This window comes from Kribbella sp. NPDC058693 (assembly GCF_042715335.1).
GTDB classification, from domain to species: Bacteria; Actinomycetota; Actinomycetes; order Propionibacteriales; family Kribbellaceae; genus Kribbella; species Kribbella jiaozuonensis.
The window spans coordinates 313055-334143 of sequence record NZ_JBHXSQ010000006.1; the positions used below are offsets into that span (position 1 = coordinate 313055).

Genomic DNA, 21089 nt, shown 5'->3' on the forward strand with positions numbered 1-21089 from the left:
CCGTCACGAGGTGCATCACCCAGCTCATCGAGGTACGCGAGAGCGTGATCCACGAACTCCGCCGGAAGCCGAACACCGTGATCGTCGACGTAATGCGCCAAGCCATCGGGCCACACCCAGACGCCGTCGCTCAACTCGAGAGCGCCGTTGTCCAGACCACAGAACCGGCACCGCGAGTATCCACCGAACCCTCGATAGACGAATCCGGAGCGCAAATACCCCGCAACCGTCTCCCTCTCCCGCTCGTCCCACGCCAGATCAACAAAGTCACGCGCATCCGGCCACCCCGGTGCATCCGCCCCAAGCCAGTAACCAATGAGCCTCAGCACCCGCGAACCAGGCTGAACCATCGCCATTCACCTCCAGGTCGGATCAGGGTGAGTCGATCTCACGCCGTCGATACACCCACTCCTCGCCCGCCAGCAGCTCACGCGCCTGCGCCGGCGGCACAGCGACCGCGTCGAAGCGGATGTCGACCGGAGGTACGAAGTCCGCGATGACGTACGTCCCGACCTCCGAGACCAAAAGATGCTCTTCTTCACCCACCGCCTCGTAGATGAATCTCGCCTCGATGAGGGGGTAGGCCGGGCGGACGGCCACGGCTCTCAGGTTCGGCGTGACGAGGTCCCACAGAGCTCGCTGGAAAGACAGCAGAACCTCGGTCCGGAAAGCGGCGGGGTCTGTTGTCACTTCGGTCTCCCGGGTTACGGAGGTCCACCGTGTGTCGCCTCCGCTCAGTCGTTGCGTAGTTACTGAGAGTTTATCGATCGTGGAGGTCTGGGTCCGGATGGTTACGGGTTGTGGAGAACGGGAAGTGGGAGTGGCGTGCGGGGGGCCGTGGAGTCGCTACGATCTGCGGAAACAGTGTGTGAGGAACGTTCGAATGATGGTCCGCCCGCTGGCGGGTCTGCCACCACAAGTGTGAGGGTGTGGCTCATGAACATCGGTACCCGGAAGATCGTCGTCGACGAGGCGATCGCGCAGCTGCGGCTGTACGCCGAGACGAACGGCGCCGTGCTGCAGTACTACGACGGGCTGCCGGGGATGACCACCGTCGGTGGCTCCGACCCGAACCAGGTCACGTTCGAGGACCTGGGCCGGACGATGGTGATCGGCAGCGATCTGCGCGCGCTCGACATCCCGTGGCTGCTCGAGGTCGAGGCGGAGAAGGAGTTCGCCGCGATCCCGGTCGACGCGCGGCTGGAGGACGCGGAGCGGGGCAGCGACCTGTTCGAGGCGGCGATGGCGCTGGACGACAAGTTCACCGGCCACCGCGGGTTCGGGCACGCGAAGAAGTCGAAGCTGCTGCATCTCAAGCGGCCGTACCTCTACCCCGTGACCGACAGCTTCATCCGGATGACGTACGGCACCGCGTCGGCCGGCTCCGAGTTCCTGTCCGCCGTCCGCGACGACCTGGTCAACCCGGCCAACGTCCGCGACTTCAAGCTGCTGCAGGTCCGCCTGATCGCGGAGCCGTCCACGAGCGCCGCCCGCCTGCTCGGCGAGGTGCCGACGCTGCGACTGCTCGACATCCTCGCCTCGCTGCTCGGTGAGGCGAAGTAGTTAGAAGACCCCGAGTCGCGCGAGCGGCTCGACCAGTTCGCGCTCCTCGTACGAGAGGTGCGACAGGAGCGTGTCGTCGAGCAGGTCGACGGCGGCACGCAATCCGTCAATGCCGCCTGATCCGTCAACCAGTGCGACGAGAGCCTTGTCGACACCTTCGAGGACGTCGTGGATGATCTTGTGCTCCTCCTGCAACCGGTCGACGACCGGCACGAGCTCCGGGTCGGCCCGACGCAGATGCGGGAAGAGTGAGGCGTCCTCGATCGAGTGGTGCGTGGTGACGAGCCGGCAGTAGGACTCGCAGTACGTGCCGAGGGTCCAGTTGTTCTGCCGCATGGTCATCGTGTTGATCGCCGAACGCGCCGCGCCCACCCCCATCGTGCCCGCGGCGACCTGCTCGACCAGATCGCGCACCTGCTCGAGCTCCGCCCGAAGATGGTCGTGTACGTCGATCAGATGCTGCCCCGACTGCAGCTGGTACGGCGCATAGGTCCGCGCCGGATCCAGCGCCGGCCCGGTCGGCCGCACCGACTCGTCCAACAGCTGCACGGCACTCCGCTTCACTACCGGAGGCGGCGTCGGAACCACGCTGAAACCACCTGCCCTGACAGCAGCCCCGGAGACAGCCGCACCACCCGCGGACCGGTCAGCGCCCGCGGCGTCTGCGGAGGTGGTGCCGGTGGCGGTGGGCTCGGGGGGTAGCTGGCGGGCGGTGTCGACTGCCTCGCGAACACCTGCCGCGACCTCGGCGAAGCGGCGGATGTCGTCGGGGTTGTCGGAGGCGAGGATGTACGTGCTCATGCCCTCCTCCAGCGTCAGCTCCGTGAGCTGGTCGATCCACAGGTGCTCCGGGCCTTGCAGGAACCCGCCGTTGCCGTTGAAGCGGCCGGAGATGTTGTACAACCGCCGTACCTCAGACGGATCCCGTCCGGCCTCCAGGGCCGCCTCGTCGATCAGCTTGTTCATGGCCGCCAGCTGCTCCGGACCGGCGTACCCGCTGCTCGGCAGCCACCCGTCCGCGAGCCGCCCGGTGACCGCAAGCATCCGCGGCTTGTACGCACCCAGCCAGATCGACACGTCATGCGCCGGCTCCGGACCGCGCTTGGCACCGGCAACTGTGTAGTGCTTGCCGGCCAACCGGATGCCACCGCCAGCGGGTGTCCAGACCTCGCGGATGATCGCGATGGCCTCCTCCAGCGCGGTGATGCTCTGCCCGGTCGTCAGCCGCGGCCCACTGTTCGCCGCGACCGCATCCAGGAATCCGCCAGCACCTAGACCGAGCTCCACCCGCCCACCAGTGATCAGGTCGAGCGTCGCAACACTGCGCGCGAGGACGACCGGATGGCGCAGCGGGAGATTGGCGACGTTGGTGGTCACCTTGATGCGCTGCGTCTGAGCCGCCACGACCGACAGCAAGGTCCAGGCGTCCATCAGGCGCGGCTGGTACGGGTGGTCCTGGAAGCTGACCAGATCGAGTCCGACCTGTTCGGTCAGCTGGGCGAGCGCGATTACCCGGTCCGGGGCGTCGACCGCCGGGGTCAGGAACGTGCCGAAGACCAGCTCGTGGCCGTAGTCCATGGTTCACCTTCACCTGTCGAAGTTGGCTCGGGAGCAAAACTACTTCGGCAGACAAATAATCTCAACTACAGAACATCTACTGGCGGACGAGCATCTCGAAGGCTTGGGCCGGACTCAGCGCAGCGCCCCGCGCGTACGCCGCCTCGTACGCCGCGTCGCCCAGGACGCCAGCAGCGGCGACCGCCCGATCGAGGTCCTCGGTCTCGGTCGCCGCCATCAGGTAGTTCTCCGACGCCCGCGTTGCGGCCGCAGAGCCCAGCAACACAGCCGCCAGGGTCTTGTCCGGGTGGCACGCGGCAATCCCCTCCAGCGCCCAGCACATCCCGCGCAGCGAGTCGAAGTCCACTGACACCTGGAACGCCTCCGTGTGCAGCGCCAGCGCGTCCGCGAGCCGGCCCTGGAGCTCCCGGACGAACCCCAACTCCTCCAACACGATCGACAGATAGAGAACCGACTCCTTCTGCAGGCGCGCGGCATCGATCAACGCCTGCAACCGCTCCGACGCCTCGTCCAGAGCGCCGGTACGACGGGCCGCGAAGCCGAGCACGAGCTCCGCGAGCGCCTGCGTCGAGCGCTGCCCTTGCTCAGTGGCCAGCCGCAGCGCGCGTTCGCCGTACGTTCGCGCCGACTCGTAGCGCGCTTGCCGGATCGACGTCCAGCCGAGCATGCCCAACGCACTGGCGACCTCCGGCCAGAGTCCCAGCTCCTCCGCGGCCTGCACGCCTTCAAGATGAAGCCGCTCCGCCTCGTCGAACTCACCGACAAGTTCAGCGTGCGCTCCGAACCAGCCTGTCGCCTGCAGCACGCCCCACCGATCCCCCAGCGCACGGAAGATCGTGATGCTCTCGCACGCGCTGTCGTAGAGAGCCGGCAGATCCGCCCGGACATGCGCATGCTTCGCCCGCGCAGCCAGCACGGCCGCGACACCCCACTGGTCCTCGTCGGCCTCGAACCGCTTCAGCGCCCGGTCCAGCATCGCCTCGCACGTCGGAAGGTCCCCGGCGTCACTCGCAGCATTGGCGATCCACCACAGCCCCATCGCGTCCGCACCATCCACCCAGCGGTCCCGCTCCGCAGGGGCGTCAGGGTGGCCGAGCAAGTACATGTACCCGGCCCGCCACGCCCCAGCCCGAGCAGAGCCCGGCACAGCCTCCAGAGACCGCATCGCCTCAAGATGACGCCCACGCAGGAACCAGTACCAGGCCAGCGCATCGACCAGCCGCTCAGCCAGGTCCAGCTGCCCTGTGGCCACAGCTCGATCCAGTGCGGTCCGGAAGTTGGCGGAGTCCTCGTCCAGCAGCTGCAGCCATCGACTCTGCTCACCACCGAACAGTCCTGGCCGCGCAGCCTCGGCCAGCGACACGTAGTACGACAGATGCCGCTGATGAGCGGACTCCAGCTCACCGGCAGCTCGCAGCTTGTCGACGCAGTACGCCGCGACCGACTCGAGCAAGCGGAAGCGAGTCCCCTCCACCGGTACGACGAGCGACCTGTCGACCAACCGCACCAGCACATCCAGTACGTCGTCCTCACCACACACAGCAGCCGCCGCCTCCGCAGTACAGCCATCTGCGTGTACTGCGAGGCGCCGCAGGACGGACTGCTCTTCCGGAGCGAGCAGCTCCCAGCTCCAGTCGATCATCGCGTGCAGAGTCTGCTGTCGCGGCGCAGCGCCCCGATGACCTGTCGCCAGCAACCTGAACCGGTCGTCGAGCCGCGCAACGAGTCCACGTACGCCCAACGCACGCACCCGCGTTGCGGCGAGCTCCAACGCCAGCGGGATCCCGTCCAGCCGCCGGCACAGCACTGCAACATCGGCCACGGTCTCGTCGGTCAGCGCAAAGCCCCGTGACGCTGCAGCAGCACGAGTCACGAAGAGCTGCACCGCACTACACGCGCTCGCCTCCTGCGGGCGGAGCGAAGGCAGCGGCACCTCCAGCGGAGGAACGCTCCACACCACCTCACCGGCCAGTCCGAGCGGCTCACGGCTCGTTGCCAACACGCGGAGCCCCGGAGCAGCCGCCAGCAACCGGTCCGTCAACGCAGCAACGTCCTCGATCACCTGCTCGCAGTTGTCCAGGACCAGCAACCGCGAACCCATCACTGCGGCCAGTCTGTCGACTGCAGACGAGCCACCGGTGTCACGAAGGTCCAGCGCGGCCTGTACGGCGTCAGTGAGCGAGTTCGCCACCGACAACGCATCAGGTGTGATCGCAGCCAGCTCGACCAGCACAACGCCGTCAGCGAACCGGTCTGCCGTGGCAGCCGCTGCAGCGAGGGCCAGCCGGGTCTTCCCCACTCCCCCAGGCCCTGTCAGCGTGACGAGGCGCGAGGTCCCCAGACTGGCGTCAACCTCGACCAGAGCGTCATCGCGACCGATCAACTCGCTCATCGCGGCGGGGAGGTTGTTGCGGGCATGCGGCAAGTCCTGCGTGAGGATCGACTGCTGCAGGGCGACCAGCTCTGGGCTGGGATCCAGACCGAGCTCATCGAGCAGCAGGTCACGCAGCTGCGCATAACTGTCCAGTGCCTCGCTCTGACGGCCGGCACGATAAAGAGCCTTCATGTGCGCGGCCCGCAAGCCTTCACGCATCGGGTGCTCCTTGACGAGGGCAGCGAGATCCACGACCGGCAGGTCTGCCTGTTCGAGCACAGTCAGTCGGAGATCCGTCAGCCGAGCCACGGCGGTCTCGACGAACGCGTTGTCCGCAAAATCGGCGTACGCCGGACCACGCCACAACGCCAGCGCTTCATCGAGCGAACCTGCGGCCACGAGCTCGCCGAAACGCAGTGCGTCGCAGTTGGCGGCGGACACCGACAACGAGTAGCCGGCCGGGCCGGACTGCACCAGCGAGCGGCTGCCTGGCTCCGCGTCCTCGAAAGCTCGACGCAGCTGGGACACCTTGGCGGAGAGCGTCCCGGCCGGGTTGCCGGGCACGTTGGAGCCCCACAGGTCGTCGATGAGCCGGTCCGCCGGCACCGGGCGACCCTCATGGACGAGCAGGTCAGCCAGCAGCGCGCGCACCTTGAGGCCCTGGATGACCACGGGCTCCCCCGCGTCCGTCCACGCCGTCACCGGTCCGAGCACCCCGAAACGCATGAGGGCACCCTATTCCGGCCTCGGCTGAAGGAACCGGAAAGAAACCGTAAACGCCTTCCGGCAGAGTCTTCACCAGACGGAAGCCGGAGGGGAGGAGGACGGGAAATGCGACTGGCGGTGATCATCGGCAGCACCCGGAGTGGCCGGTTCGGACCGACCGTGGCGCACTGGCTGGCGCAGCAGGCAGCCAAGCAGTTCGAGGTCGACCTCCTAGACCTCAAGGCCGCGGACCTCCCGACGACCCTGCCGGACACCGACGACGAGACGCCGGCACAGGTCGCCGTACTGGCTCCGAGGCTGGCTGCGGCGGATGCGTTCGCCGTCGTCACTCCGGAGATCAACTGCAGCTTCCCGGCGTCACTGAAGACCGCACTGGATTGGTACTACGAGGAGTGGCACGCCAAGCCCGTCGCGATCATCAGCTACGGCCGGGAGAGCGGCGGCTGCTACGCCACCGCACAGCTGCGGCAGGTCTTCACCGAGCTCCAGGCCGTCACGATTCGCAACACCGTCGCACTGCCCTGCTACTGGGAGCAGTTCACCGCCGACGGCGGCTGGCCCAAGGCTTCCGCCGGTTACGAGGCACAAGCCAAACTCATGCTCGACCAGCTCGTCTGGTGGGCCGAAGCACTCCAGGGCGCCCGCACGCGGCGCCCGTACAAACACTGAAAGGGACAGACCCATGAGGAAGCTGATCGAATCCACGTTCATCACGCTCAACGGCGTCATCGAGGAGCCGCAGCGCTGGAGCCCGCCGTACTGGGACGACGAGCACGCGGCGTACTCGCAAGGCCTGATGGAGGGCGTCGACGCCCAGGTGCTCGGCCGCGTCACCTACGAAGGCTTCGCCGACGCGTGGATGCAGCGCGGCGGGGACCCGTTCACGGACCACTTCAACGCGATGCCGAAGTACGTCGCCACTCGCACGCTGACCGACTGGAAGTGGAACGCCCAGCCGCTCGAGGGTGACGCGGCCGAGGCCGTCCGCCGACTCAAGGAGGAGGACGGCGGTGACCTGATCAAGTACGGGACCGGGTCGTTCTCGAAGACGCTGCTGGAGAACAAGCTCGTCGACGAGTACCACTTCTGGATCTTCCCGGTGGTGGCCGACGGCGCGAACATGTTCCGCGGCGACAACATCGACCTCACCCACCTCGAACTGCTCGGTACGACGACGTTCAAGTCCGGCATCGTCGTCCACAAGCTCGGGCCGAAGGCCTGACCCGGCGTTCCTTCCGGCCCGCACACTTCGACAAAGGTGTGCGGGCCGGACGCTTGTTTGCGCATGGCGTGGGTACCGGACGGTGCACGGGGGGATGTGAGGCGGCGCTGGGGACCGTCTGCCCGGGGGTCTCTGCGATCGCTGCGCCATGCGCGGTCGCGGGCCCGTTCAGCCAATCGCACTGGAGTTCTGATGGGTACCGTCCTGACCATCGTGATCATCGTCGTCGTGGTACTCGCGGCGGTGGCGCTGTTGTTCATGTATCAGCGCAGACGTTCGGGTGAACTGCAACAGCGGTTCGGCCCGGAGTACGAGCGCACTGTCGAGGAGTCGGGTGACCGGCGCGGCGCGGAACGTGAACTGCGCAGCCGGGAACGGCGCGTGTCGAAGCTCGACATCACGCCGCTGAGCCCTGGATCCGCGAGCGCTTATGAGGCGGAGTGGGCCGAGGTACGGCAGAGCTTCGTCGATCGTCCGGCCGGTGCGGTCGCGGACGCCGATCGCCTTGTCCTGCGGATGATGCGCGAGTCCGGCTACCCGGTGGACGAGTTCGACCAGCGGGTCAACGACATCTCGGTCGAGCACCCGGAGGTGGCGGCGCACTACCGCGACGCACACCGGGTCGCCGTCGCCGATTCCCGGGGCGAGGCGGGCACCGAAGACCTGCGCCAGGCGGTCACCGCCTACGGCCAACTGGTCGACGCACTGCTGCACGACAGCACGGACCGCCACACCCGACCGACCAGCGCTGAGGAGCAAGCATGACCACGTCAGACGACCGCCGCTACGACACCGACCTCGACTCCGCCGCCAACAACTCCGCCCTGAACGACCGCGTGCCCGAAGACGACCGCCTCGCCGACGACCGGGTGGCTGATGACCGCCTGGCCGACGACCGCGTGATGGACGACCGGGTGGCCGACGACCGCGTGGCTGATGAGCGTGTGGCTGATGACCGCGTCGCTGATGACCGCGTGGCGGATCGTGCGGACAGCGGTATGACGGCGACGCCGGCGGCCGACGAGCCGTTGGTGGCCGAGGAATCGGTGGTTGACTACCGCGCCCGGTGGGAGGTCATCCAGCAAGGATTCGTCGACGACCCGCGCAAGGCCGTCACCGAAGCCGACACGCTGGTCGACGACGTACTGAAGAACCTGTCGGACAGCTTCGAGCGCCAGCACCAGGGCCTCGAGCAGCAGTGGTCCGGCGGCGAGCCGTCGACCGAGGACCTGCGCTCGGCGCTCCAGCGGTACCGCGCCTTCTTCCAGCGCCTCCTGACCCTCTGAGACAACTATGGGGGTGCGGCCGACAACGGCCGCACCCCCTCTTTTAGTTGCCTAGGGCGCGATGTTCTGGTTGAGATGGAACACGTTGGCCGGGTCGTACTTGCGCTTGACCTCGACCAGCCGGTCGTAGTTCTGCCGGTAGTTCTCCCGGATCCGGCCCTGGTCGTCCTCGGCCATGAAGTTGATGTAGCCGCCGGCCTCGGAGTGCGGCGCCACGTCGTCGTAGTACGAACGCACCCATTCGATCCCGGCTTCGTTCTGCGCCGGGTCCGGCCACATGCCGGCGATCACCGTGGCGAAGTTCGCGTCGCGATAGGCGAACGCGGTCCCGTCCGGTGTGACCCGGTGGCAGGCGCCGTTGATCGGGTAGATGTGCACGGTCGAGTTCACCGCCGGAAGACCGGGTGCGTGCCGCAGGTGCGCCTGGATCGCCTCGTCGGTCAGCTCGGTGACGAAGTTCGCCTTCCAGTAGTGCTGCAGGCCGGGCGGCACCAGCGCGTCGAACGCGCCGTTCAGCGCCGGGTACGGCATCGGTCCGACGTGCTCGGCCATCACCGGCGCGAACTCGCGGAACTTCGAGATCTGCGACTCGCCCTCTTCGAGGTCGCCGGCCCAGCAGCCGACGATCGCGGCGAACGGCTCGCCGTGCCGGTTCTCCGGGATGAACGGCAGCGGCGGCGCGATCTGGAACGCCGGGAACCCGCCCAGCTGTTCGGGCGCGTCCTTGATCAGCTCCCGGAATCCCGTGAGTACGGCGGCCGCGTCGGACATCTCGAAGAACATCGGGCCGCCGTAGATCATCGACACCGGCGCCAACCGGAACTCCAGCGCGGTCACGACCCCGAAGTTGCCGCCACCACCCCGCAGCGCCCAGAACAGGTCGTCGTTCTCCTTCTCGCTCGCGATCAGGAACTTCCCGTCCGCGGTCACCACGTCGGCCGAGATCAGGTTGTCGCAGGACAGCCCGAGCCCGCGGGCCAGGTACCCGATCCCGCCGCCGAGCGTCAGTCCGCCGACGCCGGTGGTCGAGATGATGCCGCCGGTCGTCGCCAGCCCGAACGCGTGCGTCGCGGCGTTGAAGTCGCCCCAGGTCGCACCGCCGCCGGCCCGCGCGGTCCGGTTCACCGGATCGACGCGTACGTTGCGCATCCCGCTCAGGTCGATGACGACACCGTCGTCGACCGTGCCGAACCCCGGCACGCTGTGTCCGCCGCCGCGCACCGAAAGTTCCAGATTCTCGGTACGGGCGTAGTCGATGGCCGTCATCACGTCGCCGGCGTTCTCACACCGGACGATCACCTGCGGCCGCTTGTCGTGCATCCAGTTGTTGACGCGGCGCGCCGCGTCGTACCCGTCGTCACCTGCTGTGAAGACCTGTCCTCTGGTGTTTTCCCGCAGGTCCTCTATCGCACTCATGTCCGCTCCCCGAACTGTCGCCTGTCGCAGATCGGCGCGCGTATGCACCACACATACGGCACCGCGCAGACCGGTCATCACCGCCGGGAGCAGCGCGAAAATTCTCTCCCCAGAGAGCGACTGAACCCCCGACGGGCACCCGGCCCTCCCCCAGACCCCGCCCGTTCACCCACGACCTTCCCAAGCCGGATCGGTTTCGTCAATCCCATTGTCAAAGCCGAGCAGCCGGTTCCGACCAGGAGGTAAACCAACACCCGGAGGACATCATGCGGAAGATCATGTACTACGTGCACCAGTCGCTCGACGGCTTCATCGAAGGCCCGAACGGCGAGTTCGACTGGGCTGAGCTCGGGCCGGAGCTGGGCGACTACTCGATGAGCCTGACCGAGCGCGCCGACCTCTTCCTGTACGGGCGGACGGTCTGGAACATGATGTCGTCGTACTGGCCGAACGCCGAGTCGATGAGCCCGGACGAGCACGCGATCCAGTTCGCACCGGTCTGGCGCAGTACTCCGAAGGTCGTGCTGTCGACCACGCTGGAGAGCGCCGACTGGGACACCCGGATCGTCCGGAAGGCCGAGGAGATCCGCGCTATCAAGGAGGAGCCGGGCAAGGACATCCTGCTCACCGGGAGCGCGAGCGTCGCCGCCGCGCTGACCGAGCTCGGGTTGCTCGACGAGTACCACGTGATCGTGCACCCGGTGATACTCGGCGGCGGCAAGCCCGTCTACCAGCCGACCGAGCGCCGCAGTCGCCGCCTCGCAGACACTCGTTCATTCGACGGCCGAACCGTGTTGCTTCGTCACGACCTCGTCTGAGGCAGTGTGCTGAGAAGACGAGCTTCAGCTTGCTCGAGGTGGTGTGCCAGGTGGTCTGCGGCCGCGGCGGGGTCGCCGGCCGCGATGGCTTCCAGTACGGCGGCGTGCTCGGACGCGACCGTCGACGGCTCGACCTTCCGGTGGGCCTTGTACTGGCCCATCGAGAGTTGCACCTCGCCGATGATCAGCTCGTGCATGCGCAACAGCCGTCGACTACCGACAGCGGCAACCAGCGCCGTGTGGAACATGATGTCCGCGTCGACCTGGTTCTCGAACAGGCGGTCGCGCGCGGCGTACTCGATCGCGACCTGGGCCCGCGCCGCGTCGGCCGGCACCTCGCCGGTCGCGGCGAGCGCGGACACCGCGGCCTTCTCGATCGTGATCCGGCTGAAGAACAGGTCCCGGATCTCGGCCTCGTCGAGGACCGGGACGACCGCGGTCTTGTGCGCCGTACGCCGCAGCAACCCGAGCGCGGTGAGCCGCTCGAGCGCAGCCTTGGCGGTCGGCCTGGCCACGTTGTACTCCGTGGCCAGCCGGACCTCGGTGAGCTTCTCCCCCTGCGGGATCTCGCCGTTCACGATGCGCTTGCGGATCGACTCGTAGAGTGCGTCGGTCAGCGACGACGGCCCGAGCTCGAGATGAACCATCAGACCACCTTAGTAACCCGCAACCTTGTCAACGATGTTGTGCAGCGGCTCGCCCGCGACGAACCGGCGGATGTTCTCGGCAACGATCTCCCGCGAGCGGCGAAGATTGCCGTCGCTGGTGGCGCCGTTGTGGGGCGTGACGATGACATTCGGCAGCGACCAGAACGGGCTCTCGGGCGGCAGCGGCTCGACCCCGTGCGCATCCAGACCGGCACCGGCGATCTGCCCCGTCCGCAAGGCCTCCAGCAACGCGTCGTCGTCCGCGATCCCGCCGCGCGAGATGCAGATGAAGTACGCCGACGACTTCATCCGCGCGAACGCGTCCCGGTCGAACACCCCGGCGGTCGTCGGCGTCCGCGGTACGGTCACGACCACGAAGTCGGATTCGGCCAGCAACTGATCGAGGTCGCACACCTCGTCGACGTACGGCGACGGCTGGTCCGGGCGACGCCGTACGCCGAGCGTCCGCATGTGGAATGCCTTCGCCTTCTGCGCAAGGTCGAGGCCCGAGTTGCCGAGACCGTAGATGCCGACGGTGCGCCCGACGAGCTCGGCGTGCCGATAGTGGTCCCAGCGGTGCTCGGCCTGCGCCCGCATCCACCGCGGTACGTCGCGACTCAGCATGAGCATCAGCAACATCGAGTGCTCGGCCAGCGGGATCCCGCCGTTCCCGGCGCTCGACGTCAGGACGACCGACGACGCCCGCATCTCAGGTGTCAGGTCGGAGTCCACCCCGGCCGACGGGCTGTGCACCCAGCGCAGCTTCGGCGCCTTCGCCAGCACGTCCGGCGACACATGCGCGACCACCGCCTCCATCTCGCCGAAGACGTCCGCGGCGTCGTCGAGCGAGTCGACGAACCGGATCCGCGTGCCCCCGGCCGCTTCGACGTACGCCGGTGATTCTTTGCCAACGACAACAATCATCAGCTCATATCCTCAGATCTTGTCCCGGCGCAATGTCCGATAGAGCGCCGAGTGGTCCAGTTCCCCGTCCCCGTCCGCGATCGCCGCGCTCATCAACTGCTGCGTGGCCGCGGTGTTCGGCAGCGCAAGATCGAGCTCCGCCGCGGCCTGGATCGCGAGCCCGAGGTCCTTACGGTGCAGGCGGATCCGGAAGCCGGGCTCGAAGGTCTCCTCGATCATCCGCTCGCCGTGCACCTCGAGGATCTTCGAACTCGCGAACCCGCCCATCAGCGCCCGCCGTACGACGGCCGGATCCGCCCCCGCCCGCTCCGCGAACAGCAACCCCTCGGCGACCGCCTCGATGGTCAGCCCGACGATGATCTGGTTCGCGACCTTCGCCGTCTGCCCTGCCCCAGGGCCGCCGATCAGCGTGATGTTCTTCCCGAGTACGTCGAAGATCGGCCGCGCCCGTTCGAACACCTCGGGCCGTCCGCCGACCATGATCGTCAGCGTCCCGTTCCGCGCGCCGAGCTCGCCACCGGAGACCGGCGCGTCGAGGTACTCACAGCCGAGCTTCTCGATCAGCTCGGCGAACCCGATCGTCGCGGTCGGCGAAATCGAGCTCATGTCGATCACCAGCGAACCCGCGTGCAGCCCCTCGGCCACGCCGGCCGGCGCGAACAGGACCGACTCGACGTCGGGCGTGTCCGGCACCATCAGGATCACCACCTCGGATCGCTCGGCCACCTCCTTCGCCGAGCTGCACACGTACGCGTCGACCTCGGTCCGCCCGCGGTAGACCGACAGCTCGTGGCCCGCAGCAATCAAATTGTCGACCATCGGACGACCCATCACGCCAAGGCCGATGAACCCGATCCTCATGCCTCACTCCAATCCACGTGCACGACTTCGAGCAGTCCCGCAGTCGGGATCACGATCTCCACCCGCCCGTCGACCACATTCGGCACGACGTCGACCCCGGCAACGAGCAGCCGCACCTTCACCCGATCCGTCGGTACGGCGATCGACACGGACTGCGGCGGTAGCGGCAACGTCTCCCGGATCGGTCCGCGCATCGCCATCGGGTTCGTCAGGTTGACGAAGGCAACCGCCGTGCCGGAATCACCTGTGTAGACAGCGACATCCACCAACCCCGCGCCTTGTACTGTCACGTCCGGCGTCTTCCCGAGTGCCCAGGAGACAGCATTCGCGATCAGCCGCCCATGATCGGCTTGCAACGCCTCCCAGAAGATCGCGCCGATATTGAACGGGAAATACACCGTCCGGCCACCGGCAGCGTTCTCTGTGCAAACCACCGCTGGCTTGTCCGGAGCCTCCCGCTGGTAGACCTCCTCCATCGGCAGATCCGGGAAGTCCGGGATGAACCGGAACGGCGCAGCCTCCTCGCTTGCCACCCCGATGATGTGGGTCCCGCCAATGATTCGCGTCGCACCGTCGAAGCCTGCGTTCAACGGATGCGCATCCATCAGCGCGATGTAGTTGTTCTGCACGCGGCGACTCGGCTCCGCCAGGCCGATCCCCAGCACGTCCCCCAGCCCGAAGTCGGTCCGCTTGGACCCGTTCTCGTCGTACAGCGAGCTCTGGTACGCCGCGACGAGCGACCCGCCGCCCTCGACGTACGAACGCAGTACGGCGCACTGCTCGTCGCTCAACCGCTCCGCGTTCGCGAGTACGACGACCTTGAACGCACGCAGGCGTTCCAGCGTCATGACCTTGTCGGAGACGAACTCGAACGGGATCCGCGCCTCGACCAGCGCCTGGTAGAACCCGTCCTCGTGATCGTTGCCGCCGCTGTCGAGCAACGCGATCTCAGCGGTGATCCGCAGGTCACGCAGGACCGGCTCGACCGTCGCGTGCAGGTTGAAAGCTTCGACAACCGGCTCGACCCAGCGATCGTCCTGGATGGTCGCGTTGAACTTCGTGAACCACGGCAGCGCACCCTGCGCGAACCCGTCGACGATCCACGTCTTCGTCTCCTCGACCGGCGCGACCGAGTCCTTCCAGCGGTACTGGTGCTCCGGCCCGACCGAGGTGATCAGCTGCACCGGCCGATCCGGGTACACCCCACGATTCCGCTTACCGGCCCGGCCCGCACCCCATGGCGCCTCGATCCCGTGCCGGCCTTGTTTGTCGACGATGAACAACGGCGACACCGGCTCGGCCAGGTCACCGGCGAGATCGCGCGCCGCGAGTGCGCCCAGGTTCGGCACGAACCGCGCGTGCGGCCGGAGATCCCGGACCGCTTGATCCCAGATCCCGACCAGCTCGCCGAGTCGCCGATGCCGCCAGCTGACGTACTCCGGCCAGCCGTCGCCGTGCTCCTCGAGCGGCAACTCCAGACCGCACTCGTCGCGGAACGACTTGCGGGCAGCCTCGCTGTACGAGATCCCGCCGTACCCCTCCCACCGGTTCGCGAAGACCGCGTCCACGTCGTACTCGCGGACGATCTCGCGGATCACCTCGGTGAGGAACTCCCGGTGGTACGGCGTGAGCGCGCAGGTCAGCCAGACGCCCGGGTACGCCCAATGCTCGATCGGGTTGCCGCCGCGGTCGCGGGCCAGCCATTCGGGGTGCGCCTCGGCCGCATCGGCGTGGATCGCGTGCGGGTCGACCCGGGCCATGACGGTCATACCGAGACTGCGGGCGCCCTCGACGAGCGTGCCGAACGGGTCGGTGTCGGCGAGGAACTTGCTGCGGTAGTGGTACTCGAGCTGCGTCGGGTAGTAGGCGACGTATCCGCCGGCGCTGATGCAGGTCGCGTTGGACTTGCTGTCGCGCATCAGCTGGAGCCACAAGTCCGCGTCGAAGTGTGCGGGATCGTCCTCGGCGAGCGTGATCTGAGCCCAGCGGGTGGCGGTCCGAGCCCAGTTGTCCATGAGAAAAGATTGTTAGACAAGAATGCACGCCTGGCAAGAGCTGGTGTTAGCCTCGCACGATGGAATATCGCGGCCACGAGCTGAGCGCGAACGTCTCGATGCTGTTCACCGAGCTGCCGTATCCGGAGCGATTCGCCGCGGCCGCACAGGCCGGCTTCGGGGTCGTGGAGTCGTGGTGGCCGTTCGCCGTACCGGATCCGTCGGCCAGCGAGATCGACGACTTCGTGCGGACGGTGCGAGGCGCCGGCGTGACGTTGGGTGCGTTGAACTTCTACGGCGGGGACATCGCGGGCGGCGAGCGTGGGGTCGCGTCGCATCCGGATCGGCAGGAGCAGCTCGCGGCCAACATCTCGGCGATGGTCGGGATCGCCGAGCGGACCGGATGCCGGTTGTTCAACCTGCTCTACGGGCAGCTCGACGATCGTTGGTCGCCGGACGAACAGGCCAAGACGGCATTGGACGCGATCCGCTCCGCGGCCGCGGGTGTCGGCGCCCTGGGCGGGACGGTGCTGATCGAGCCGCTGACCGAGGGATTGAACGGTCGCTATCCGCTGCTCACCGCCGACGACGTGCTGGAGGTCATTCGTGGCGTGGGCGCCGACAATCTGTCGCTGCTGTTCGACATGTTCCACCTCGGTAGCAACGGCGTCGACCTGCTGGCGACCGCGGCTTCGGTCCCGGTCGCGCACGTCCAACTCGCCGACAGCCCTGGCCGCGGCGAGCCCGGCTCCGGGTCGCTGCCGATCGCGGCGACGCTCGACGCGTTGAAGGCGGCCGGCTATCAGGGCGTCGCGGCCTGCGAGTACAAGCCGACGACGGACACCCTCACCAGTCTGGCGTGGCTCGACTAGCCGCCTCGGTCAGCGCATCCGCAACCGCTGCTACCGCAGGGGTTCTGGTACGACGGGTCAGCAGGAAGACGGCTCGTCCGACAGCTCCTTCAGCCGGCAGTCGTACGGCGACACCGGGCGCGCCCTGGCCGATCACCAGATCCGGCAGCAGCGCGCCGGCGCCCGTCGTACGGACGAGTTCGAGCAGGATCAGGAAGTCGTCGGAGCTGTAGCGGAGATCGGGCTCGAACCCGCCGAGCTCGCGGCAGACGCGGACGTGCATCTCGCGATGACCGGTACCCGGCTGGCACGCCGCCCAAGGCAGGTCGGCGAGGTCAGCGATCGGGACCCGATCGGCAGCGGCCGACGGATGGTCCTCCGGCAGTACGACGCGGATGTGCTCGCGGAGCAGATGTTCGCGCAGGAGATCCGTGTGTACGGCGCGCGGCTGGCCGTCGTACTCGTCGCCGACCATCACATCCAACTGCTGCAGACGAAGCGCGGGCGCGGCCTGCTCGACCTCGAGCTCGGCAGCTTCGACGCGGATGTCAGGGTGTGCCTCCGCGAGGCTGCGAATGGCGGGCGCGACGACGCGGATGAAGGCAGATTGGAACGCCCCGATCCGGACCACGCCGGCGACTCGACCCGCAGCGACTGCGGCCAACTCGGCCTCGGCTGCCTCGACGCCATCGAGGAGCGTGGTCGCGTGCCGGACCAGGACCTGGCCCGCAGCGGTGAGCCTGACGTTGCGGCCGACCCGTTCGAGTAGCGGCGTACCGGCCTCGCGTTCCAGGACGGCCAACTGCTGGGAGATCGCGCTTGGCGAATAGCCGAGCGCGCGGGCTGCGCCGTGAACCGTGCCGCGGCCGTGGACCTCGCGCAGCAGCCGCAGCCTATGCAGATCCATCATTCGTTCAGCTTAGCTTCACAATGCTGTCCGTGAAGCCGCGATGGACGTGAACGGTCTACTGGTCCGACCATCGATGTCGTGGGACGCCTCTTCTGCCTTCTTTCCGCCGCCGCCTTCGGAGTCATGGCCGTGTTCGGCAAGCTCGCGTACGACGCGGGCGTGCCGGTCGACGCGCTGTTGCTCGTCCGTTTCGGCCTCGCCGGCGGACTGCTGCTGATCGTCGCGCTCGCCCACGGTTCGCTGCGCAATCTGCCGCGGCGGGCCGTGCTGACCGGGCTGGGGATGGGCGTGTTCGGCTATGCGGCCCAGTCCGGGCTCTACTTCTCTGCGCTCGCTCGGATGGACGCGTCGCTGGTCGCGTTGATCCTGTACCTGTACCCGATCCTGGTGATGGTCGCCGCGATCGCGCTGCGGCGGGAGCGGGCGTCGCGCCGACGGGTATGGGCGTTGGCGATCGCGTTGATCGGGATCGGCTTGGTGCTGAGCGGCGCGCTGGCCGGCCGATTCGATGTGGTGGGTGTATTGCTGGCGTTGGGCGCACCAATCGTTTACACCGGGTACATCCTGGTGGGCGATTCGCTGACGGCCGACGTACCGCCACTGGCGTTGACCGCGCTGGTTTGTACCGGGGCCTTCGGCACCTTTCTCGTCCTTGGGCTCTTCCGGGGAATCGACCTGGGCTTCGCGCCGGTGGGGTGGCTGTGGCTGGCGGCGGTGGCGCTGATCAGCACGGTCGCGGCGATCCTGCTGTTCTTCGCGGGGATGGCGCGGGTCGGTCCGTCGGTCGCGTCGATCCTGTCGATCTTCGAGCCGGTCGTGACGGTCGCCTCGGCGGCTCTGGTGTTCGGCGAGAAGCTCAGCGCGACGCAGTGGATCGGCGGCGCGCTGGTGCTGTCCGCCGTACTCATCGTGCAATGGCGGCCGCAATCGTTGCCGGAACTTTCGCGGACTTCACCGAAGGCCACGGCAGACTTGACGGTATGAGCCGGATGGCGTGGGCGGGAGTCGTCGCGTTCGTGACGACGACCGCGATCGGCTGCACCACCGACGACGCGGTACCCCCTGCGCCGCCTTCGACCGCGACCTCCCCGACGCCCACCACGTCATCCGTCTCAACTCCTCCGCCGTCAACGCCTCGGCCCAATCCGGTTTCCTTGCAAGCGTTGATGGCCAAGAAGTACAACGGCGGCGCATTGAAGCTGGAGCGGGTCCTCGCCCGCAACTCGGAGTACACCCGCTACCACGTCACCTACCGCAGCGGTTCATTGACGATCTCCGGCATCATGAACGTCCCGGCGACGCCGGGACGGCATCCGGCGCTGGTCCTCAACCACGGCTACATAGATCCAGCCGTCTACACGAACGGCCGCGGCCTCATGCGCGAACAGGACTACCTCGCGCGTCGTGGGTACGTCGTTCTGCACACCGACTACCGCAACCACGCGGAGTCCTCGAAGGACCCGAACGCCGAGCTCACCCTCCGCCTCGGCTACACCGAGGACGCCATCAACGCGGTCCTCGCACTGAAGACCTCGCCGTCCGTCGATCCCGCGCGGATCGGCATGCTCGGGCGATCGATGGGCGGCGGCGTCACGTACAACACGCTCGTCGCCCAACCAGGGTTGGTGAAAGCCGCGGTCGTGTTCGCGCCGGTGAGCTCGGACGCCGCGGACAACTTCAACCGCTGGACCCGGCCGGAACGACCGCTCGCCACCCAACTCCTGCGCCGGTACGGCGAACCGTCACGCAACCCGAAGTTCTGGCGGAACCTGTCCGCGGTGAACTTCTTCGACCGCGTGACCGAACCGGTGCTGGTCCATCACGGCGAGTCCGACTCGACCTGCCCGATCGCCTGGTCACGCGAGAGTGTCGCCGCACTGAAGGCGGCCGGGAAGGACGCGACGCTCTACACCTATCCCGGTGAGGAGCACGCGTTCGGCCCGGCCTGGCCGACCTCGATGGCGAGGACGGTCACCTTCTTCAAACAGCACGGGGTTTGATCGCGCTGACGGCGTACATCGTCAGCGACATGTGGAAGGCGCCGCGATCGGCTGCTTCGCCGAGAGTCTTCGCGAACGCTTCGGCCTCTTCCGGTGTGATCACGCCGGCCTGCAACGAGGTCAGGTGCATCATGCCGACGAATCCTTGCCGGGCGCCCTCTTGCGGCTCGAGCCACGTCGCGGCGGTCTCGCCGGTGATCTCGAGGCCCGCGTCGGCGAGCAGCCCGCGCAGTTGGCGGCCGGAGTACGGGTTCGCGGATTCGCGGAGGAAGTAGTCGACCATCCGCTGCAGTACGTCGGGATCCGCCGGGTGGATGATCGCCGTACCCCAGTCCGTGTCGATGAGCGCGATCCGGCCGCCGGGCCGCAGTACTCGCGTCATCTCCTGTACGACCGCGGCGGGATCGTCGACGTGCTGCAGGACTCGCTCGGAGCGCAGTACGTCGACCGACTCGTCCTCGAAGGGCAGCGCCTCGGCGTGGCCGTCGACGTACTCGACGTCGGCGCCTGCTGCCCGTCGTACCGCCTCGGCTCGCAGGCCGGGGCTGGGCTCGACCCCGATTGCTCTGGCCCCCGACTCGTGCAGCGCGACGACGTCCTCGCCGGTGCCCGAGCCGACGTCGACTGCGATCTCGCCGGCCTTTGGCGCGAGCTGGTCGAGGGCCCACGATTTCAGCGTGCGTACGGCGGGCCGGGCCGCCATCTGGTCCAGGATGAACGCCTGGCGGTCGACGTTCTGCTCGGCCACGTGCGCGGCCTTGAAACTGCCGCGCTCGGTGACGAACCCTGTCCCGCCCGGCACTTCGGTTTCGGTCATGCTGATCTCCCCCTATCAGTACGCCCGAGCGTAGCGCCGGGCAGGTCTCATGGAAGTGGTTGCCACTCGTTGTCGCGCATCCGGAGGATCGCCCACCCCACCACGGCGAATCCGGCGGCCTCGAGGCCCCAGCCGATCAGGTCGAGCGTGTGACTGCTGACGACGACCGCGGCCACGAAGTGGATCGGCTGCGAGACCATCACCGCGACCGCGGCCCAGCGCGGACCGACGTGTGAGCGCCACATCGCGATGCCGAGCAGGATCGTGCCGAGGACGTGTCCGATCACGAACACGAAGCCGGCCAGGTTCATCGAGCCGTGCGTGATGTCGGCGGCCTTCGCGATCGACGCCGGGTCGAGTCCCGCCGTACCCGCGGACCAGGTGAACACGTCACTCGACGCCGTCCACGGCAGGGACAGGTACCCCGCGACCATCAGGACCACCGCGACCGCGGTCAGCCACGGCGTACTGCGACGCGTCAGCCGGCCGACGAAGTACACGCCGGGCACGAGCGTCAGGAACGCGATGTAGCCGAGCCACAGCACGAACGAACTGCGATCGAGATTGCCGACGATCTTGTTGACGATCGTCGGTACGTCGTCAGTCGTGTTGTACGGCAGGAAGTAGCGGAGCAGAGCCAACGCTGCCGGCCCGATCGGCAGGATCAGTGCGGCCGACCATCGCCACAGCGGGCGGATGTCTGCATGCGTCGCCGGCGTGATTGTCTGCGTCATCGCGCACCTGCCAACTCACGCCGCGGCAGCAGCACCGCTACTACACCGACGATCGTCGCCCCGACTCCGACACCGGCCGCGACGACCGCGGCTGCAGGTACGTCGGAGGCGAAGAATGCCGGCACCGCCAGCAGAGCGGACGCGATCCGCAGGGTGATCAGCGGAGCGAGCGCCCACCGCTTCCCGCGCCACGCGAGTCCCACCAGCACCAGGCTGAGCAGCCCGATAACGGCCGAACCGATCGCGATGCTCATCGGCGGGTGATCCCCGTCCGTCGTCAGCGGCGTGGACAGATCCGCCATGCCCAGCAGTCCGAGCAGAACCAACCCGAACTTGTTCATCTCAGTACCCCCTCATCAGGTGTTTCC

21 protein-coding genes are annotated in these 21089 nt (G+C 67.7%); 9 read left to right on the forward strand and 12 right to left on the reverse strand.

Features of this window, described 5'->3' with window-relative positions; genetic code table 11:
• Window positions 1-372 precede the first annotated feature (372 nt).
• On the reverse strand, window positions 373-690 hold the full coding sequence (locus ACFWUU_RS38625; protein ID WP_380183375.1) for a hypothetical protein: 318 nt from the start codon (window positions 688-690) through the stop codon (window positions 373-375).
• 246 nt (window positions 691-936) lie between these two features.
• Between ACFWUU_RS38625 and ACFWUU_RS38630 the strand changes: the two genes are divergently transcribed.
• Window positions 937-1563: a DUF6308 family protein gene (locus ACFWUU_RS38630; protein WP_380183377.1), complete on the forward strand. Its 627-nt coding sequence runs from the start codon at window positions 937-939 to the stop codon at window positions 1561-1563.
• Here ACFWUU_RS38630 and ACFWUU_RS38635 read toward each other — a convergent pair whose 3' ends face one another.
• Complete coding sequence (locus ACFWUU_RS38635) at window positions 1564-3141, reverse strand: LLM class flavin-dependent oxidoreductase (protein ID WP_380183379.1); 1578 nt, start codon at window positions 3139-3141, stop codon at window positions 1564-1566. It abuts the gene before it with no gap.
• A gap of 76 nt (window positions 3142-3217) precedes the next feature.
• Window positions 3218-6241 (reverse strand): BTAD domain-containing putative transcriptional regulator, encoded by a 3024-nt coding sequence (locus ACFWUU_RS38640; RefSeq protein ID WP_380183381.1) that lies wholly within the window; start codon window positions 6239-6241, stop codon window positions 3218-3220.
• Window positions 6242-6346: 105 nt separating this feature from the next.
• Between ACFWUU_RS38640 and ACFWUU_RS38645 the strand changes: the two genes are divergently transcribed.
• The 4 genes from ACFWUU_RS38645 (at window position 6347) to ACFWUU_RS38660 (ending at window position 8749) form a co-directional block, all read left to right on the forward strand.
• Window positions 6347-6910, forward strand: a complete 564-nt coding sequence (locus ACFWUU_RS38645; RefSeq protein ID WP_380183383.1) for an NADPH-dependent FMN reductase — start codon at window positions 6347-6349, stop codon at window positions 6908-6910.
• A 13-nt stretch (window positions 6911-6923) separates the two neighbouring features.
• Window positions 6924-7463 (forward strand): dihydrofolate reductase family protein, encoded by a 540-nt coding sequence (locus tag ACFWUU_RS38650; RefSeq protein WP_380183385.1) that lies wholly within the window; start codon window positions 6924-6926, stop codon window positions 7461-7463.
• Window positions 7464-7655: 192 nt separating this feature from the next.
• The gene (locus tag ACFWUU_RS38655; protein ID WP_137257740.1) at window positions 7656-8228 is read left to right on the forward strand and encodes a hypothetical protein; all 573 of its coding nucleotides are present in this window, start codon (window positions 7656-7658) and stop codon (window positions 8226-8228) included.
• Complete coding sequence (locus tag ACFWUU_RS38660) at window positions 8225-8749, forward strand: hypothetical protein (protein ID WP_380183387.1); 525 nt, start codon at window positions 8225-8227, stop codon at window positions 8747-8749. The genes ACFWUU_RS38655 and ACFWUU_RS38660 overlap by 4 nt, the downstream gene beginning before the upstream one ends.
• Window positions 8750-8800: 51 nt before the next feature.
• On the opposite strand, the gene ACFWUU_RS38665 is transcribed toward ACFWUU_RS38660, so the two are convergent.
• Entirely contained in the window at window positions 8801-10165 is a 1365-nt protein-coding gene (locus ACFWUU_RS38665) for an FAD-binding oxidoreductase (RefSeq protein ID WP_137257742.1), read from the reverse strand.
• A 266-nt stretch (window positions 10166-10431) separates the two neighbouring features.
• Here ACFWUU_RS38665 and ACFWUU_RS38670 point away from each other — a divergent pair, with 266 nt between their 5' ends.
• On the forward strand, window positions 10432-10983 hold the full coding sequence (locus ACFWUU_RS38670) for a dihydrofolate reductase family protein (RefSeq protein WP_380183388.1): 552 nt from the start codon (window positions 10432-10434) through the stop codon (window positions 10981-10983).
• Here the strand turns inward: ACFWUU_RS38670 and ACFWUU_RS38675 are convergent.
• The 4 genes from ACFWUU_RS38675 to ACFWUU_RS38690 are packed head-to-tail and all read right to left on the reverse strand — an operon-like array spanning window position 10968 to window position 15430.
• Complete coding sequence (locus tag ACFWUU_RS38675) at window positions 10968-11630, reverse strand: GntR family transcriptional regulator (protein WP_380183390.1); 663 nt, start codon at window positions 11628-11630, stop codon at window positions 10968-10970. The genes ACFWUU_RS38670 and ACFWUU_RS38675 overlap by 16 nt on opposite strands.
• A gap of 9 nt (window positions 11631-11639) precedes the next feature.
• On the reverse strand, window positions 11640-12554 hold the full coding sequence (locus tag ACFWUU_RS38680) for a D-2-hydroxyacid dehydrogenase (protein ID WP_380183392.1): 915 nt from the start codon (window positions 12552-12554) through the stop codon (window positions 11640-11642).
• Between the two features lie 12 nt (window positions 12555-12566).
• Window positions 12567-13415: a 2-hydroxy-3-oxopropionate reductase gene (locus ACFWUU_RS38685; protein ID WP_380183394.1), complete on the reverse strand. Its 849-nt coding sequence runs from the start codon at window positions 13413-13415 to the stop codon at window positions 12567-12569.
• On the reverse strand, window positions 13412-15430 hold the full coding sequence (locus ACFWUU_RS38690; RefSeq protein ID WP_380183396.1) for an alpha-amylase family protein: 2019 nt from the start codon (window positions 15428-15430) through the stop codon (window positions 13412-13414). The genes ACFWUU_RS38685 and ACFWUU_RS38690 overlap by 4 nt, the downstream gene beginning before the upstream one ends.
• A 59-nt stretch (window positions 15431-15489) precedes the next feature.
• Here ACFWUU_RS38690 and ACFWUU_RS38695 point away from each other — a divergent pair, with 59 nt between their 5' ends.
• A complete protein-coding gene (locus ACFWUU_RS38695) occupies window positions 15490-16281 on the forward strand; it encodes a hydroxypyruvate isomerase family protein (RefSeq protein ID WP_380183398.1) in 792 nt (263 codons plus the stop codon).
• On the opposite strand, the gene ACFWUU_RS38700 is transcribed toward ACFWUU_RS38695, so the two are convergent.
• Window positions 16256-17170, reverse strand: coding sequence for a LysR family transcriptional regulator (locus ACFWUU_RS38700; RefSeq protein WP_380183400.1), 915 nt, complete (start codon window positions 17168-17170; stop codon window positions 16256-16258). The two genes, ACFWUU_RS38695 and ACFWUU_RS38700, sit on opposite strands and share 26 nt — an antisense overlap.
• Window positions 17171-17248: 78 nt before the next feature.
• Between ACFWUU_RS38700 and ACFWUU_RS38705 the strand changes: the two genes are divergently transcribed.
• The gene (locus tag ACFWUU_RS38705) at window positions 17249-18154 is read left to right on the forward strand and encodes a DMT family transporter (protein WP_380183402.1); all 906 of its coding nucleotides are present in this window, start codon (window positions 17249-17251) and stop codon (window positions 18152-18154) included.
• A 182-nt stretch (window positions 18155-18336) separates the two neighbouring features.
• Entirely contained in the window at window positions 18337-19170 is an 834-nt protein-coding gene (locus tag ACFWUU_RS38710; protein ID WP_380183404.1) for an alpha/beta hydrolase family protein, read from the forward strand.
• Here the strand turns inward: ACFWUU_RS38710 and ACFWUU_RS38715 are convergent.
• From ACFWUU_RS38715 to ACFWUU_RS38725, 3 genes are read right to left on the reverse strand one after another with little or no spacing between them, the layout of a single operon-like run.
• Window positions 19151-19987 carry a methyltransferase domain-containing protein gene (locus ACFWUU_RS38715; RefSeq protein WP_380183406.1) on the reverse strand — a complete coding sequence of 279 codons (837 nt, stop codon included), beginning with the start codon at window positions 19985-19987 and terminating at the stop codon, window positions 19151-19153. The two genes, ACFWUU_RS38710 and ACFWUU_RS38715, sit on opposite strands and share 20 nt — an antisense overlap.
• Before the next feature lie 47 nt (window positions 19988-20034).
• The gene (locus tag ACFWUU_RS38720; protein ID WP_380183408.1) at window positions 20035-20721 is read right to left on the reverse strand and encodes a hypothetical protein; all 687 of its coding nucleotides are present in this window, start codon (window positions 20719-20721) and stop codon (window positions 20035-20037) included.
• Window positions 20718-21062: a hypothetical protein gene (locus tag ACFWUU_RS38725; RefSeq protein ID WP_380183410.1), complete on the reverse strand. Its 345-nt coding sequence runs from the start codon at window positions 21060-21062 to the stop codon at window positions 20718-20720. Before ACFWUU_RS38725 ends, ACFWUU_RS38720 begins: the two co-directional genes overlap by 4 nt.
• Window positions 21063-21089: the final 27 nt, after the last annotated feature.

Bases quoted from the DNA above. Each gene is read 5' to 3' on its own strand.
- ACFWUU_RS38630 (WP_380183377.1), top strand. From the start codon at position 937: ATGAACATCGGTACCCGGAAGATCGTCGTCGACGAGGCGATCGCGCAG.
- ACFWUU_RS38635 (WP_380183379.1), bottom strand. From the start codon at position 3,141: ATGGACTACGGCCACGAGCTGGTCTTCGGCACGTTCCTGACCCCGGCG.
- ACFWUU_RS38640 (WP_380183381.1), bottom strand. From the start codon at position 6,241: ATGCGTTTCGGGGTGCTCGGACCGGTGACGGCGTGGACGGACGCGGGG.
- ACFWUU_RS38645 (WP_380183383.1), top strand. From the start codon at position 6,347: ATGCGACTGGCGGTGATCATCGGCAGCACCCGGAGTGGCCGGTTCGGA.
- ACFWUU_RS38650 (WP_380183385.1), top strand. From the start codon at position 6,924: ATGAGGAAGCTGATCGAATCCACGTTCATCACGCTCAACGGCGTCATC.
- ACFWUU_RS38655 (WP_137257740.1), top strand. From the start codon at position 7,656: ATGGGTACCGTCCTGACCATCGTGATCATCGTCGTCGTGGTACTCGCG.
- ACFWUU_RS38660 (WP_380183387.1), top strand. From the start codon at position 8,225: ATGACCACGTCAGACGACCGCCGCTACGACACCGACCTCGACTCCGCC.
- ACFWUU_RS38665 (WP_137257742.1), bottom strand. From the start codon at position 10,165: ATGAGTGCGATAGAGGACCTGCGGGAAAACACCAGAGGACAGGTCTTC.
- ACFWUU_RS38670 (WP_380183388.1), top strand. From the start codon at position 10,432: ATGCGGAAGATCATGTACTACGTGCACCAGTCGCTCGACGGCTTCATC.
- ACFWUU_RS38675 (WP_380183390.1), bottom strand. From the start codon at position 11,630: ATGGTTCATCTCGAGCTCGGGCCGTCGTCGCTGACCGACGCACTCTAC.
- ACFWUU_RS38680 (WP_380183392.1), bottom strand. From the start codon at position 12,554: ATGATTGTTGTCGTTGGCAAAGAATCACCGGCGTACGTCGAAGCGGCC.
- ACFWUU_RS38685 (WP_380183394.1), bottom strand. From the start codon at position 13,415: ATGAGGATCGGGTTCATCGGCCTTGGCGTGATGGGTCGTCCGATGGTC.
- ACFWUU_RS38690 (WP_380183396.1), bottom strand. From the start codon at position 15,430: ATGGACAACTGGGCTCGGACCGCCACCCGCTGGGCTCAGATCACGCTC.
- ACFWUU_RS38695 (WP_380183398.1), top strand. From the start codon at position 15,490: ATGGAATATCGCGGCCACGAGCTGAGCGCGAACGTCTCGATGCTGTTC.
- ACFWUU_RS38700 (WP_380183400.1), bottom strand. From the start codon at position 17,170: ATGATGGATCTGCATAGGCTGCGGCTGCTGCGCGAGGTCCACGGCCGC.
- ACFWUU_RS38710 (WP_380183404.1), top strand. From the start codon at position 18,337: ATGGCCAAGAAGTACAACGGCGGCGCATTGAAGCTGGAGCGGGTCCTC.
- ACFWUU_RS38715 (WP_380183406.1), bottom strand. From the start codon at position 19,987: ATGACCGAAACCGAAGTGCCGGGCGGGACAGGGTTCGTCACCGAGCGC.
- ACFWUU_RS38720 (WP_380183408.1), bottom strand. From the start codon at position 20,721: ATGACGCAGACAATCACGCCGGCGACGCATGCAGACATCCGCCCGCTG.
- ACFWUU_RS38725 (WP_380183410.1), bottom strand. From the start codon at position 21,062: ATGAACAAGTTCGGGTTGGTTCTGCTCGGACTGCTGGGCATGGCGGAT.